Source organism: Roseibium sp. MB-4 (assembly GCF_053005265.1).
The window spans coordinates 1,574,041-1,589,506 of the sequence record NZ_JBRKQB010000001.1; the positions used below are offsets into that span (position 1 = coordinate 1,574,041).

13 protein-coding genes are annotated in these 15,466 nt (G+C 57.1%); 6 read left to right on the top strand and 7 right to left on the bottom strand.

Translation table 11 applies throughout. The features are described 5' to 3' along the window. Window positions 1-150: 150 nt before the first annotated feature. Complete coding sequence (locus ACVDG4_RS07345; protein WP_447234545.1) at window positions 151-1,107, top strand: 2-hydroxyacid dehydrogenase; 957 nt, start codon at window positions 151-153, stop codon at window positions 1,105-1,107. 7 nt (window positions 1,108-1,114) lie between these two features. On the opposite strand, the gene ACVDG4_RS07350 is transcribed toward ACVDG4_RS07345, so the two are convergent. Beyond that, window positions 1,115-1,423 (bottom strand): EthD family reductase, encoded by a 309-nt coding sequence (locus tag ACVDG4_RS07350; protein WP_447234546.1) that lies wholly within the window; start codon window positions 1,421-1,423, stop codon window positions 1,115-1,117. Window positions 1,424-1,793: 370 nt separating this feature from the next. On the opposite strand from ACVDG4_RS07350, the gene ACVDG4_RS07355 reads away from it, so the two are divergent. Then, the gene (locus tag ACVDG4_RS07355; protein ID WP_447234547.1) at window positions 1,794-4,862 is read left to right on the top strand and encodes an EAL domain-containing protein; all 3,069 of its coding nucleotides are present in this window, start codon (window positions 1,794-1,796) and stop codon (window positions 4,860-4,862) included. A 6-nt stretch (window positions 4,863-4,868) separates the two neighbouring features. Here ACVDG4_RS07355 and mnmC2 read toward each other — a convergent pair whose 3' ends face one another. Further along, complete coding sequence (gene mnmC2, locus ACVDG4_RS07360) at window positions 4,869-5,633, bottom strand: tRNA (5-methylaminomethyl-2-thiouridine)(34)-methyltransferase MnmC2 (protein ID WP_447234548.1); 765 nt, start codon at window positions 5,631-5,633, stop codon at window positions 4,869-4,871. Between the two features lie 74 nt (window positions 5,634-5,707). Between mnmC2 and ACVDG4_RS07365 the strand changes: the two genes are divergently transcribed. Together ACVDG4_RS07365 and ACVDG4_RS07370 are read left to right on the top strand one after the other, a co-directional pair. Then, on the top strand, window positions 5,708-6,874 hold the full coding sequence (locus tag ACVDG4_RS07365; protein WP_447234549.1) for an NAD(P)/FAD-dependent oxidoreductase: 1,167 nt from the start codon (window positions 5,708-5,710) through the stop codon (window positions 6,872-6,874). 524 nt (window positions 6,875-7,398) lie between these two features. Continuing rightward, complete coding sequence (locus ACVDG4_RS07370; protein WP_447234550.1) at window positions 7,399-7,875, top strand: YbaK/EbsC family protein; 477 nt, start codon at window positions 7,399-7,401, stop codon at window positions 7,873-7,875. 219 nt (window positions 7,876-8,094) lie between these two features. On the opposite strand, the gene cysN is transcribed toward ACVDG4_RS07370, so the two are convergent. Continuing rightward, a complete protein-coding gene (gene cysN, locus ACVDG4_RS07375) occupies window positions 8,095-10,029 on the bottom strand; it encodes a sulfate adenylyltransferase subunit CysN (protein ID WP_447234551.1) in 1,935 nt (644 codons plus the stop codon). Continuing rightward, window positions 10,029-10,949 carry a sulfate adenylyltransferase subunit CysD gene (cysD, locus tag ACVDG4_RS07380; protein WP_209177807.1) on the bottom strand — a complete coding sequence of 307 codons (921 nt, stop codon included), beginning with the start codon at window positions 10,947-10,949 and terminating at the stop codon, window positions 10,029-10,031. The genes cysN and cysD overlap by 1 nt, the downstream gene beginning before the upstream one ends. 381 nt (window positions 10,950-11,330) lie before the next feature. Here cysD and ACVDG4_RS07385 point away from each other — a divergent pair, with 381 nt between their 5' ends. Beyond that, entirely contained in the window at window positions 11,331-11,882 is a 552-nt protein-coding gene (locus tag ACVDG4_RS07385; protein WP_286182942.1) for a PilZ domain-containing protein, read from the top strand. A 39-nt stretch (window positions 11,883-11,921) separates the two neighbouring features. Here ACVDG4_RS07385 and ACVDG4_RS07390 read toward each other — a convergent pair whose 3' ends face one another. Continuing rightward, complete coding sequence (locus ACVDG4_RS07390; RefSeq protein ID WP_447234552.1) at window positions 11,922-13,277, bottom strand: PP2C family protein-serine/threonine phosphatase; 1,356 nt, start codon at window positions 13,275-13,277, stop codon at window positions 11,922-11,924. A gap of 123 nt (window positions 13,278-13,400) precedes the next feature. Next, window positions 13,401-13,886 carry a GNAT family N-acetyltransferase gene (locus tag ACVDG4_RS07395; protein ID WP_447234553.1) on the bottom strand — a complete coding sequence of 162 codons (486 nt, stop codon included), beginning with the start codon at window positions 13,884-13,886 and terminating at the stop codon, window positions 13,401-13,403. A gap of 219 nt (window positions 13,887-14,105) precedes the next feature. On the opposite strand from ACVDG4_RS07395, the gene ACVDG4_RS07400 reads away from it, so the two are divergent. Further along, window positions 14,106-14,228, top strand: a complete 123-nt coding sequence (locus ACVDG4_RS07400; protein WP_447234554.1) for a hypothetical protein — start codon at window positions 14,106-14,108, stop codon at window positions 14,226-14,228. On the opposite strand, the gene ACVDG4_RS07405 is transcribed toward ACVDG4_RS07400, so the two are convergent. Further along, window positions 14,229-15,269, bottom strand: a complete 1,041-nt coding sequence (locus ACVDG4_RS07405; RefSeq protein WP_447234555.1) for a pentapeptide repeat-containing protein — start codon at window positions 15,267-15,269, stop codon at window positions 14,229-14,231. Window positions 15,270-15,466 lie beyond the last annotated feature (197 nt).

Genomic DNA, 15,466 nt, shown 5'->3' on the forward strand with positions numbered 1-15,466 from the left:
ATTTGCCCAAAGCTGTGTCGAAATGCCGAAGTTTTCCGGTCAAAAAACGAAAGCCAAGGGGCGGCGTCCGGCCTGAACCGGGCTCGACGGCGGAGAAGAATTCTTCTAACAAAGACCGCTTAATGCCCCTGCCCCAGTCCGGATTCCATCATGACCAAGCCCGACATCCTGATGCCTTACCGCCTGCTGCCGATCGCAGAAGAAGAGCTTCAAAAGCGCTTTACCGTGCACAAGCTCCATGAAGCGGAGGACCGGGAGAAGGTTCTAGCCGAGGTCGGTTCGAAAGTGCGCGGGGTTGCGCTCGGTTTCGGGCCGTTCAATCAGGCGCTTCTGGATCAGCTGCCGAACCTTGAAATCGTTGCGGGCTTTGGCGTTGGCTATGATCACATCGATGTGCCCGCCTGCCTTGCGGCCAAGGTTATGGTCACACACACGCCGGATGTCTTGAACGAAGAAGTGGCGGATACCGCCATCGGCCTGATGATCATGGCAATCCGCGAACTCGGTCAGGCCGAACAGTGGGTGCGCGACGGACATTGGGCGGCAAAAAAGCCGTATCCGACCACCGCAGCGACCTTGCGCGGCCGCACGCTCGGCATCTTCGGGCTCGGCCGGATCGGCAAGGCGATCGCCAAACGGGCCGAAGCCTTCGGTCTGGACGTCCATTATCACGGCCGCACAAAACAGGACGGCGTCACTTATCCGTACCACGCCACTTTGACGGGCCTTGCAGAGGCCTGCGACACGCTGATGGTGGTCGCCCCGGGTGGCCCGTCGACCCATCACGCGGTCAATGCCGAAGTGCTGAACGCCCTTGGTTCGGATGGGGTCGTGATCAATGTCGGCCGCGGGTCGGTGATTGACGAGGCGGCCCTGATAAAGGCGCTGAAAGACAGCACGATTTACGGCGCCGGGCTTGATGTGTTTGAAGACGAGCCGAACGTGCCGGAAGCCTTGCTGGCGCTGCCGAAAGTCACCGTGTTGCCGCATGTGGGCTCGGCCAGTCAGGCCACCCGCAATGCAATGGCGATGCTGGTGGCCGACAATATCAAGAGCTGGTTCGAAACCGGTGCGGCAATCACACCGGTTCCGGAAATGGGCAAATAGTCGGCAATCAGCCGATCACTTCACCGATCAGCAATTGCGGCCGGGTGTTCGTGTAGTTCGGGATGTCCGCCGTCACCGGCCCTGCCGCTGCGAGGGCGGCCTCCAGTTGACCTTTGGTCTCAAACACCATGGTCGCGATCGCATAGAACTCTGGCGGCGCATCCGGTCCGCCTGCCATGCCTTTTGTCGCCTGAACCTGGCTGGCATGCGGCCCCATATGCTCGGCCACAAGCGCCATATGCTTTTCTGCGTAATACGCAAAATCAAAGGTCGTGTCCGGACGGATCGGATAAAGAACCTGAAGTGAAAACGCCATAAACATCTCCCTGGCTGCTGTGCCGTTCAGACCTATCATTGGCAGTGACACCTGCCAAACTCGGGAGTGTTCAGAAAGGCAACGAACAATCCGCGAGCAAGCCTACCGGCCGCATCGGCAGCGGACAATCCCAAATACTGACAAAAATACGGATCAAGCAAAGCAATTCAACAAAGTATTTCGATCGTATTTCTACATATATGTGAGTATTTTATCCGAATATTCACTTGTTCAAATATAGCCTTTGCAGAAGTCGGAACATGGACCACTCGTTTGCTTCAAACATGCTGACCCATGTGACAGAACGCCCGCTATATCTTTCTAGCGGCGGCCTTCGGGCGACGGGTGCAACGGTGGGGCAATCGAACATATGAGAGTGCTGTTCCTTCTTTTGGCTTTTGCCGGCGCTCTGGTGTTTTCAACCGTTACGGAAGCCGCGCCTCCGGGTAAAGGCCATCTCGGCGCGCAGACAACCAGCACCGAAATTATTGCAGCCGTCCCGGCCAACTGGCCGCCGCAATACAGTCTGGACGAGGATGGCAATCCAACCGGATTTGCAATCGACGTTTTGAACCATCTTGCCAAAGAGCTAAATCTGACAGTTCGATACAAGGTTGCTCCAAACTTCGTCGAAGCCATCCAACTGCTCGAAGCGGGCGAAGCCGATCTCATCCCGAACAGTGGCATTGTGTCCGAGCGCAAGTCCAACAACCTGTTCACCCCTCCCGTCGAAACCTTCCGGATCGTGGCCTTTATCCGCGAGGGGGATGTTGTTCCAACCCTGATCAGTGCATTGCACCAGAAGAAGGTTGGCGTGGTGGAGCGGAATGTTGGATTGTTTCTTCTGCGCGACCGCAGGGACGTAGAGCTTGAGATCTACCCGACCGGTGAGAAAGCTCTCCTGGGCCTGCTCTCCGGCGCTGTGGATGCCGTTGTCTACCCTGACACAGTGTTTCAAGCCCTTGCGCGGAACATCGGCGTCGAAGACCAAATCCGCATCACCGGGACGGCGTTGAAAGAGATTCCACGCGGGCTGCGCTTTCGAAACGACCGCTCTGATCTGCATGTCTTGTTCAGTGCTGCAGTCGCATCCTTTGTGAATTCGCCTGACTACAAAAAAATCTACAAAAGATGGTACGGCGCGCCTGATCCCTTTTGGACAACGAAGCGGGTATTCGGCGGAATGCTGGCCATTCTGGTCATATTGACCGTTGCTTTCCTTGTGTGGCGCTATTTCACCTTGAGCAGTTTCAACAACCAGCTTCGCCTTTCAAAACTCCAGCTCATCAATCTGAACGAAACTCTTGAAACCAGGGTCCGCAACCGGACGCGCGAACTGTCAGAAGAAGTCGAAGAGCGCAAACGCAGCCAACGGGACCTAGAGACGTTCTTCAACCAGTCACAGTCCCTCAATCTGATTGTGGATTTCAAAGGTAGAATACTGCGCCTCAATGATTCCTGGGAAGACTTTCTGGGTTACGAGCTAAAGGAATTTGCTGAACGCTCCTTTATCGAATTTGTGCATCCCGAGGACCGGGCAATGACCGAAGCCGCGTTTTCAGCACTTCTGGTGGGAGACGGCATTGACGGGTTTGAAAACAGATATGTCTGTGTGGGCGGTGGCGCGAAACACTTGCGTTGGTCCGCGCGGTCAGATGTCGACCGGCAGCTGATCTATGCCGTTGCGCAGAACATCACCGAGCAAAAGAAGGCCGAGAATGCCCTGAAGCTGGCGGCGAACGTCTTCACGCACTCAGATGAAGGCATCATCATCACCGACATCAATGGCGCGATTGTCGACGTCAACGAGGCCTTTACTGACATTACCGGCTATGAACGGGACGAAATCCTGGGCAACAACCCGAGCATTCTCAGTTCTGGCAAGCATGACGCGGACTTCTATCAGACGATGTGGTCCAAGCTCCGGAAAGACGGCGTTTGGCAGGGCGAGATCTGGAACAAACGGAAAGACGGCGACGTCTTTGCAGAACGCCTGACCATCAGCGCAATCGAAGATGAAAGCGGCAAGACCACCAATTACATCGGCCTGTTCGTCGACATTACAAAAATGAAGGCCCACGAACGCCAGTTGGAACACCTGGCGCGCTATGACCGCTTGACCGGCCTCCCAAACCGTGTCCTTCTGGCAGACAATATGCAACAGGCCATGGCGCGCGCGCGCCGGCATGGGCATACCCTTGCCATCGCCTTTATTGATCTCGACGGCTTCAAGGCCGTCAACGACACTTATGGCCACGCTGCCGGCGACGAGTTGCTGGTCTCGGTCGCCCACCGTCTCACCAAAGTGTTGCGGACGGAGGATACGCTGGCGCGCATTGGGGGCGATGAATTTGTTGCCATCATCACCGATCTGCCGGATGAGAAGAGCTGCGTCAGCACGCTGAACCGGATCCTTGATGCTGCGTCCAAGGAGTTCAAGCTCGGCGCGGCAACAGCATCCGTTTCCGCCAGCATCGGCGTCACCTTCTACCCGCAAACGGAAGAGATTGACGGCGACCAGCTGGAGCGGCAAGCCGATCAGGCAATGTATGAAGCGAAAATCTCCGGCAGGAACCAGTATAAGTTCTTCGATCCGGAACAGGACCGCAGGCTCACCGAGTATTATGCTCAGGTGGCGGATGCCAAAAAGGCCCTTAAAACCGATGCTTTCCGCCTGCACTATCAACCAAAAATCCGGCTCGCCACGAAGGAAGTCATTGGCTACGAAGCGCTGATACGCTGGCAACATCCCGAAAAGGGTCTTTTGATGCCAGGCGCGTTCCTGCCGCCAATCGAACGGCACCCTGATGTGGCCATCGAGCTTGGCAACTGGGTGTTGGACAATGCCCTTGAACAGATTGAGCGGTGGAATGAAGTCGGTCTCGACACGACCGTCAGTGTCAATGTGAGCGCCCTCCAGCTCACCTCGAGCGATTTCGAAGAAACACTGAACAAACATCTTCAGAAGCATCCGGCTGCCGAACCGTGTCAGCTCGAAATCGAACTTTTGGAAACTGATGCCCTCAGTGACATTGAGCGTGTTTCAAAGATCATCCGAAATTGCCGCCTCTCGTCAGTCCGCTTTGCGCTGGACGACTTTGGGACCGGCTACTCTTCACTCGCTTACCTGAAACAGTTGCCTATTGATACCTTGAAGATCGATCAGGGCTTTGTGCATGACAGCCTGAACAATGCCCAGGATCAGGAATTGCTCAAACTCATTATTTCCCTGGGCCGGGTGTACAACATCGACGTTTTGGCAGAGGGCGTCGAGACGCCTGCACATGCAGAATTGTTGCACAGCTATGGCTGCCGGTATGCACAAGGGTATGCTTTTGCCCGTCCAATGCCCGCAGACGACGTTTTGGATTGGCACAGCAATTGGATCGAGCACCGATTGACCCAGTCAGCCATGCCGCGGGCGCTCACCGGCAGTTAATCGGATTCAGGTGCGCAACGCCGCCTTTTTGCCGATCACCATTTCGCGCTTACCGGCGTAACCTTTGACCTTTTCAATCTCGAAACCCGCTGCTTGCAGGTTCCGGCGCACCCATCCCGCAGACGTGTAGGTCGCGAGCGTCCCATCTTGGGCGGTGAGGTTTGCCGCAGCCTCAAGAAGCGTTTTGTCCCAGAGCTCCGGGTTTTTAGCCGGACTGAACCCATCCAAAAACCAGGCATCGATTTGCAAGGCATCGAAGCCAGCTTGTTTGACCGCTTGGGGCACGTTTTGAAGCTCCGCGATCAACACGCGGGCATCCCCCACGCCAAGCACCAACCTCGCTCGCCCCAGCTGCAGGATGTTCCAGCCCGGCTGCGGAGACCAAATCGCTGTCAGTTTTTCTGCCCAATCGGTCAACTCGGGAAATGCGGCCAGCGCCCTGCGGAGTTGTTCGCTGGTCATGGGATGAAGTTCAAACGAGATGAACGTCAGTTCCGGCGGATTTGCAACCCTTTCCAGCGCTTGAACCGCCGCAAGGAAGTTGAGACCGGTGCCAAAACCGAACTCGGCAATGGTGAAGCTCTCGCGCCCCTCAAAACGTTCAGGCAGGCCGTTGCCGGACAAGAAAACATGCCGGGTCTCGTCAAGCCCGCCAGCTTTTGAGAAATAGGTATCCCCAAACCCCTCGGCGCGCGGCACATCCCCGTCCAGCCACTCTAGATCCGGCGGGCCAAACGCCGCAGCGATTTTTCTTTGCTCTTCGTCCGTCACGCCACTAAACCAAGCCTCTAATTCTCAGCTCCTCATACGGGAGCCCAGAGAGCCGATCAAGCGCGGGGACCAACGTGGCAAGCACTTCTGAGCGATATGACCTGGCAATTGCCGGTGCCGGTATTTTCGGCCTGTCGATAGCCTATGCAGGGCTCAGGGCTGGCTTGAAGGTTGCTGTCGTGGAAGCCCGCCATGTTGGCGCGGGGGCCAGCGGCGGATTGCTTGGCGCATTGATGCCGCACATGCCAGCCCGCTGGAACCCGAAGAAAGAGTTCCAGTTTCAGGCGCTCTCAAGCCTTTCCGGCCATATCGCAGAACTGGAACAGCTCTCTGGCGTCACCTGCGGCTACAAGCGCCTGGGCCGGATCCTGCCGCTGACAACACAGGACAAACTGGACCACCATCTGGAGCGTGCCGAGGAGAGCAAGCAGCGCTGGCATCCGGAGGAAACCGGTTTTTCCTATGTTGTTGAACCGCAGGGCAGCCGTTCGGATTGGCTGAGCGCGGACGCCGCCCCTTACGGCATTGTCTTTGAAACGCTGGCAGCCCGGGTTGCTCCACGGCTTTACTTACAAGCATTGGCAAGTCTCGTGTCAAAACAGGGCCTCTTATTGCAAGAAACAGGGGTCTCCGGGTTCGATGAGGCAAAGGATACGGTCCAATTGAGCGATGGGCAGACGATCAATGCTAGGAATTTCATCATTGCGGGAGGGCATGGTGCTTTTGATCTCATCGAAACCCTCACAGGTGAGGCAATCGGCCGGGGGGAAAAGGGACAGGCCCTCTTGATGGACGGTCGCGGTCTTGAAAACCGGCCGGCGATCTATTGCGACGGGCTCTATGTGGTTCCGCATGACGATGGCACCGTCGCAATTGGCAGCACGTCAGACCGGACTACGCAGGATACCGAGGTCGACCCGGACCGCTCGGCAGATCTGATCCGGCGAGCCACTGCCTTCTGTCCGTCTTTAAACGGGCGTGAGGTGCTGACCGAATGGGCCGGCATCCGGCCACGATGCAACAAGCGCGACCCGTTGGTCGGCGCCCTGCCCGGCCGGGCGCGGACCTTTGCGGCCACAGGTGGCTTCAAGATTTCCTATGGAATAGCGCACTTGATCGCCGAAGCGCTGATCACCGAGATCACCAGGGGCACGCCGCGCATCTCCCTGCCGGAGACGTTCTGCCCGGATCATCATTTTGGGTTGAACCGGCTCGATGCGGACCTGACTGTCCGCCGATAAAAAAGCTCGGAAAATCGGGATTACACTGGCGACACGCCACACAGCAGACCGTTGTCTGTCCAAAAATATTTAGCGATGCCGCCGTCCAGCGCTGCGGTTAGAAAAAAATCGAGGCTGCACCGTAAAGAACGGCACCAGAGAGGGCGATCGAGCCCCAAAAGAGACCGTTCTTGACAATAAGAAAGCCTACGCCATCCGGCGCGCTGGCTGAATTAGGCCCGCGTGCGGCGCCAGGACCTTGTCGGCGGCTACGCTCTTCAGTTGCAGCAGGCATGGCTTTTGCCATTTGCTTATCCTATTTGTTCAGAGTCATCCGGCACTTAATAGCCACGGGATAACAACCACCAGTCACGATAACCTTCTTCCCACAGGACGCTGTCCAAATTATGGAAACATAGTGAACGTTTTGTTTACAATCTCCACAAGATTGGAAGCTTTACACACAGACAATGTAGGACAGATGTCAACATTGGAAAGTTTTGATCTTCGTTTGTATTTTCGCATCTTCTTGAGAAAGGCTTCGCATGTCACTTGAATCTGTCCGTGCCCATTTGGCTGAGGCCGCCACGGATCTTGAGGTTTTGGTCACGGAGGACAGCAGTGCGACAGTTGATCTGGCGGCAGCTGCGCATGGCGTAGAGCCGGGTCAGATCGCAAAAACGCTCTCGTTCAGGGTCAAGGATGAGGTGTTCTTGCTGGTTGCCCGCGGCGATGCGCGGCTGGACAACAAAAAGGCCAAGGCGGCCTTCGGCGGCAAAGCGAAGATGCTGAGCGCCGAGGAAGTGGTCGAGATCACAAGCCATCCAGTCGGCGGCGTCTGCCCGTTCGGCCTGCCCTCACCGCTGAAGGTTTACTGCGATGTCTCGCTGAAAGCGTTTGACGTTGTCATTCCAGCCGCAGGCGCGACCAATGCAGCTGTCCGCATTGCGCCAGACCGGATGGCCGAGATCACGAGCGCCGAGTGGGTGGACGTGTGTCAGCCACCCGTGGCCATCGGCTAATTTCAATTAAGATGCTGGTCCCGGCTTGATGGTCGTCGGCAGTTTTTAAATGAATTGAAGGTCCCGGCTCGGTGGCCGGGACAGCGGAGTTTTTTTTGTGGGGAGGCCGGTCCCGGATCAAGTCCGGGACGGCATTAAATAAAGCGCTGTATTTCTCCGCGCCGCCCCGGACGTGATCCGGGGCCTATGGTGATTGACAGAGCGGTGAGTAACGCCGCTCTAAATCCCGTCACCATCCATCCCAAGAACACTCAGGAACCCGCGCGCCCTCAAATACGCAACGATCTCATCCGCCACCTCTTCCGCCGGGCGTCCGACGTTGTGGATGCGGATTTCCGGGTTCTCCGGGGCTTCATAGGGGCTGTCGATGCCGGTGAAGTTCTTGATCTCTCCCGCTTCCGCCTTGGCATAAAGCCCCTTCGGATCGCGTTTTTTGCACTCCTCGATCGGCGTGTCGACAAACACCTCGATGAACTCGCCCTCGCCCATCAGATCTCGTGCCATCCGCCGCTCGGAACGGAACGGCGATATGAAGGAGACCAGCGTGATCAGCCCGGCGTCGGCCATGAGCTTGGCAACCTCGCCCACCCGGCGGATGTTCTCCACCCGGTCGGCATCGGTAAAGCCGAGATCCCGGTTGAGCCCGTGGCGCACGTTGTCGCCGTCAAGCGTGTAGGTGTGCCGGCCTTCCGCATGCAGGCGCTTTTCAACCAGCGAGGCAATGGTCGACTTGCCGGAGCCCGAGAGCCCAGTGAACCACAACACCGCCGGCTGCTGACCCAACGTGCTGGCCCGCGCCTTGCGGTCGACGTCGAGCGCCTGCCAGTGGATGTTGGTTGCCCGGCGCAGCGCGAACCACACCATGCCCGCTCCAACCGTCTGGTTGGTCATCCGGTCGATCAGGATGAACGACCCCGTGGTCCGGTTGGCCTCGTACGGGTCAAAGGCAACGTCAGAGGAAAGGCTTAAGTTGCAGAAAGCGATCTCATTCAGATCCAGCGTCTTGCCGGCCACATGCTCGAACGTGTTGACGTTGATCTTGTGCTTGATCTCCGTAACCGTCGCATTGACCGTCTTCGCGCCGATCTTCAGGAGATACGAGCGGCCTGGCAGAAGCGCGTCTTCCGACATCCAGATTAGGTGCGCGGCCATTTGATCCGCTACATCCGGACGGGCCGACGGTGTTGCCAAAAGATCGCCGCGCGAGATGTCGATCTCGTCCTGAAGGGTCAGTGTGACGGCTTCGCCCGCGCGGGCCTCATCCACCTCGCCGGTCGGCGCGATGATCTGCTTGATGGTGCTGGTTTTGGCAGGGCCTGCCACAACGATCTCGTCCCCGACGGCCACCCGGCCGCTGGCGATCGTTCCCGAATAGCCGCGGAAGTCGAGGTTCGGCCGGTTGACCCATTGCACGGGGAAGCGGAACGGGGCTTCCAGCTCATGCTCGCCCACCTCGATCGTCTCCAGATGCTCCAGGAGCGTTGGACCGGTGAACCAGTCCATGTTCCCGCCCTTGGCCGTAACATTGTCGCCAAAGCGGGCGGACATCGGGATCGCCACCAGGCTTTCAAAGTCAAAGCCGCTGGCGAAGGTTTCAAAGTCCTTCCGGATTTCGTCAAAACGCTCTTGCGAATAGCCCACCAAGTCGATCTTGTTGACCGCCAGCACCACGTGGCGGATGCCGAGCAGCGAGGCAATGAAGGCATGGCGGCGGGTCTGAACCTGCAGGCCATGGCGGGCGTCGACCAGCAGCACAGCCAGATCGGCGGTCGAGGCGCCGGTCGCCATATTGCGGGTGTATTGCTCGTGACCCGGTGTGTCGGCGACGATGAACTTGCGCTTGTCGGTGGCAAAGAAGCGGTAGGCCACATCAATCGTGATGCCCTGCTCGCGTTCTGCTTCCAGTCCGTCGACCAGAAGCGCCAGATCAATGTCCTCGCCGACCGTGCCGTGTTTCTTCGAATCCCGCTCAAGAGCTGCCAGCTGATCCTCGAAGATCAGCTTGGTGTCATAGAGCAGACGGCCAATCAGGGTCGACTTGCCGTCATCCACAGAGCCGCAGGTCAGGAACCGCAGCTGGTCCTTTTGCTCCTGGGCAGCCACATAGGCGGCAACAGCTTCGGAACTGGTCAGGGTGTCTTCAAGAACGCTCATCAGAAATACCCCTCACGCTTTTTCTTTTCCATCGAGGCGCTTTCGTCCTTGTCGATCAGGCGGCCCTGGCGCTCGGACGTGCGGGCAATCAGCATTTCCTTGACGATGTCGGGCAAGGTCGTAGCATCCGATTCAATGGCGCCCGTCAGCGGGTAACAGCCGAGGGTGCGGAAGCGGATCATCTTTTCCTGAACAACCTCGCCGGGCTGCAAGGTCATCCGCTCATCGTCGACCATGATCAGCATGCCGTCGCGTTCAACGACGGGGCGCTTGGCGGCCAGGTAGAGCGGCACCATCGGGATGTTTTCCGTCAGGATGTACTGCCAGATGTCGAGCTCGGTCCAGTTGGAGAGTGGAAACGCCCGAATGCTCTCGCCCTTGGCAACCCGGGCATTGTACAAGTTCCAGAGCTCGGGTCGCTGGTTCTTCGGATCCCAGCCGTGGGAGGAATTGCGGAAGGAGAACACCCGTTCCTTGGCACGGGACTTTTCCTCATCGCGCCGCGCACCGCCAAAGGCTGCGTCGAACCCATATTTGTCGAGCGCCTGTTTGAGCGCCTCGGTCTTCATGATGTGCGTGTGTACCGAAGAGCCGTGATCGAACGGGTTGATGCCCTTCTCCACGCCTTCCTGGTTCGTGTGCACCAGAAGCTCCAGACCCAGCTGCTTGGCCGTCTCGTCCCGGAAAGTGATCATGTCGCGGAACTTCCAGGTGGTGTCCACGTGAAGCAGCGGAAACGGCGGTTTCGACGGATAAAACGCCTTCATCGCCAGGTGCAGCATCACGCCACTGTCCTTGCCGATGGAATAGAGCATCACCGGGTTGGAAAACTCCGCCGCAACCTCCCGGATGATGTGGATGCTCTCAGCCTCCAACCGCCGCAAATTGCTCAGGCGTTCTGGCGTCAGATCTGCCGACATTATGTTCATAACCGTTGTTTTCCCAAAAACCGGTTTACCGTGACTCTGTCTGATGGCTCAGTCCAGACGATTTTCCGGAAATGCCATTAAACTGGCCGACACACGAAATGGAGTGGATCAATCCTCCATTTCGGACGTGCTCAACCTTGCAAGCCGCGCCGGACAACTCATTGAAACTTTTCAATTCATGCCCGTTTGTGATGCGTTAGAGATAGAGAACGGGCGGTAATCAATTCAAGGAATGGCATTCCACGATTCCGGCCAATAATAAAATCTGTCTCTTTTTTCAGCGGTGGGGCTCCAGGGGATTTCCGCGGCTTCAGTGCAATCCTCTTGGCAGCATTCGGCTGATTCACCGATTGGAAAGCATTCATTAATAGTATGATCGGCGATGTGCATGTGATCCTTGAAGTACCGGTTCAAACAGTCATGTCCGAAGACAAACAGGAACAGGCGCCAGTGAGCGGCCAGGAAACCCGGACGGCAGACGACCGCCCGCGGCGGACGCGTGTCTTGAAAAAAGGCAAGATCATTTTCCAAGGCGGCCTGAGATCCTTCCCCTGCATCGTGCGCAATCTCTCCGATGGCGGGGCGATGTTGCAGTTCGAGACCGCCTTTATGGCGCCGCCACAATTCGAGCTGCAGATTGACCTGGAGAACTTCGAGGTCACTTGCGAAAAGCGCTGGGAAGACGGACTTAAGATGGGTGTTCAGTTCATCAGCGAAAAACGCATCGTCGGCGCACAGCGGGCCCAATCTCTCAAAACGTCAGAAGAAGCGCTAAAGTCCGAAATTGATCTCCTGCACGACAGCCCGGACAATTTCTTCACCCGTCAGCATATGATGGATGATGCCAAACGCGCCCAGCAGCAGCCCGTCCGGCGCGCGCGTCCGGCTGGCTCCGGCAAACCGGCCTTCGGCAAGCGGCGCTGACCGGAGCGCAAGCAGTCGCACGCGCTCCCCACTTAACGATCACCCAGATTCAGATCCTTGAAAGATCATCGCGAGACAGGTGATGTCGTCCGACTGCGCTGCTTCCGCGGCAAAACCTGAGACTTCGGCATTCAACATCTCGATCCACTCGGTTGCGTTGGCACTCTTGGAGGTTTCGAGAAAGCGTTTCAGCCGGTCATGGCCATATAGATTTCCGTTCGGATCTAGGGCTTCGGTCACTCCATCGGTCACGAGCAGTACACCGTCTCCGGGCGCGATCTGGCGCGTTCGGGTTGGATAGTCCGTGTTTTCAAAAACACCCGCAATCGGTCCGAGGCTTTCGACCCGCTCACAGTTCCCGCAATAGCCGAGCCAATAAACGTCTTCGTGTCCGGCACTGGAATAGGACAACATGCCGGTTTCCAGATCAAGGCATCCGTAAAACAGCGTCACGAACATGCATTCCGGATTGTCGTCGGCAAGCACATCGTTCAAGCGGCTGATCACGGTGCCTGGTGGATGCCCTTCCCGGGCAAGCGTTTTCAGGATCATCCGCGAGACGCTCATGAACATGGCAGCCGGCATGCCCTTCCCGCAGACATCGCCAATGGCAAAGCCAAGCTTGCCGTCTCCGACCATGAAGTAGTCATAAAAATCCCCGCCAACGTCTTTTGCCGGGATCATGGATGCGGCGATGTCGAATGTTTCTCCAAATGCGCCCGGGTCGATGCCAGACGGCAGAAAGGAGCCCTGCACCTTGGCCGCCATGCGCATTTCTTCGCGTTGCGCGCTTTTTTCCCGGATCTCGCCCGCCATCTTGTCGAAGACATGGGCGAACTGCCCGAACCGGCCAGCCTCCGCCTTCAAGGTTTCCAGCATGCCGGGTTGAAACGCGTCGTTGCTGAGCGCTTCTGCGGCCTGGGTCAAGGTCGCTATCGCACCGTTCATCCCCTGAAGGCGGCTTCCAAGAGCGCCGATGATGGTCAAGATGGCGTCCGGATGATCAATCAGCAGCCCCCGGACGACGTCCCTGTCCAATCTCAAAAGCTGCGCCGCACTGCGTGTACGGACAGTCGCGGTCCGGGGTTTGCGGGCGAAGACGGAAATCTCACCAACCATGTCCGGTGCATTCAGCACCGCCAGGGTGACGTCGCCATGCGGCGTGTCGACATCCACCGACAATTCACCGGACACCAGAAGATAGGCAAAAGACCCGGGGTCGCCCTGGCGAAACAGAACCGTCCCGGCGGCGGCTTCTTCAATCGGACAGGCAGCTGCAATGTTACGCAGGTGCTGCTGCTCCATGGAGGCAAAAATGTCGTGCGTCTTTAAAAGCGCGACCAACGTTTCAAGGTCAGCACTTGCGCTTGAGAACCGTTCGCCGGACGGATCCATAGATGCCTTTCAGGTTGTTGCTTAAGCCCACGTTGCTTTTGAGTTGAACCATTCTGAAGGCAAGAGCACAAGGGGCAACTCACATCCCGCCCGGCATCCGGAAACAGGCCACCAGCGCAAAAGTCAGGCGCTTAAGTCTGTCGCCAATTGGTATTTGCCGAAGATCTCGCCGCCATAGTCGACATCGCCGATGAAACGTGCCCCCATTCGCTTGAGAGCCCCAAGTTTCTTTCGGGACGGCGGCAAAAGAAAGGTCACGAACGGGATCCGGTCATCGGCCCGGGCGAAGGCAAGTGCCTTTCGGGTAATGGCGATCCCGAGGCCGAAGCAGTCGGGCTTCAGAACAAGACCGAAGTCCCATTCGTCTCCCTCTTTCTGAAAGCCGCCCCAGCCGGCATACCGGCCATGATTGAGAAATGCCCAATGCCCCAGGCCATCGCGCTGCCAGCAGGCTTCTTTGGCTGCGATGAACTGAGCAGCCGTTTCGTCATCCCAAGCCTTTGTCAGAAGCGGCATATGCGCTGCAAGACGCGGGTCGTTCATATGCGCGGTCAACTCCACAAGGGAAATTGATGTCAGGCGCACAAAGCTGATGTTGGCGGGAGACATGGTAACCCGGGATCCATAAGTCTGTTGGTCGTTCGTGGGGGATAGATCGAGATAACCTCATGCCAGGTCAAGGCCGGCGGGCTCCAAAGCGATCAACTGTGCGTGTGCCTGCTGTGTGCGTTTTTCGCGTAAGCTCGAAGGACCAGGAACTTCTGCGCCGAACGCCGCTTTGATTTCTCCTGCAAGTGCGGCGATCCGGATGTCTTGGAGCAGGTGGTGATGAGCTTTCCGGAGGTGTCACCAGAGCTGGCCGGGTCTTGGATCATCACGCACGCTGTCCACGCGTTCGACGCCGACGCGGAGGCTTACAACACCAGCGGGACTGCGGAAATGAAGGGGTGATTAGCCGCGTGCTACGCAATAGGTGTTTGCCCAAAAATGATCTCGGCCTTCAACCTGATCTTGTTGCTCTTCATCTAGCTCGATGAAACGTGGCTCTTGGCCTTCGCTATACCAACAATTGCCCTGGGCAATTTCCATTTGACTGAGGTTTGCGGCGCGAATAGTTGCACCCGAAAAATCGCAACCAAGGAAGTGGCATTTTCTTAGATATCCGTCGACTTCAACGATATTACAGTTTCGGAGATAACAATCGTAATACCGGTGCAGAATTCTAAGTTTGTCTTCGGTCCGCTCACTTCCCAGACCCGTTCCTATTAGGCACTTTTCAAAGCCCAGATTGAGGTCTATTTCATCGTACTCTTTCATGTGCGCGACGACACTACGCCAGTAGATCTTGCAATTTTTGATAAACGAAGGCGGGAAGCCCGGCGGTATCGAGAGATAGTGGTCTTCAAATATCTTTCCCTCGGAATCGGAAAAATCGAACTCTTGGCCAGCCGTACCTGAGCGTCCAAGCAGGGCCGCTGCGGTGATAATTCGATCTGCGACCCGCCTGAGGCGGCTGTCTGTCCTTACCAAAAGCACGTAATGGCTTAACAGGATGTCCAACGCGGGAACCGCGTATTTTGAGTTTTCAGCCATGATCACGGTTTCGATCATTGCCAAACCAACATCTCTGCGCCCGGCCTTGTCATCGGCTAGATACTCAGACGCTTTGTCTAAGAGCAAACCTAGTTCGACTTGGTCTTGGCTATCATTCTGCCGTTTCTGTTCGGCCGCTTGTCGATTGATAATAGCACCACGCCAGATAACGGTCATAAACGTCACGGCCGCACCCGCCCCCACAAACAGCGGGCCGAAGGTGCGGATAAGCTCGGCCGCTTTGGATGTATCTTCATTCGTTAAGTACACCCATAGGGTTAGGCCTATGGTCCCCAGTCCGGCAAAAACCGCGACCGCGATTAGCCAAGGCCAAATCGCCTCTGGTTTCAGCTCCGGTGTATCCGGTACCGCCCCGCTTTTGTCACCGTCATTGACCATCTCACAACTACCCATACTGCACACTGCTAACGAACGGACAGACCGAAATCCAAACGGCAGCTTTCAGAGCCATCAAGACACCCGCCCGGCAGCAATCGACAACCGCCGCGCCCGGTGCATTGTGCCCTAAACGCAACGCTTGAGTGTTATGGATGAGTCGCCATAAGGTTGTCACCTATGAAAGAAACCCGTTGAGG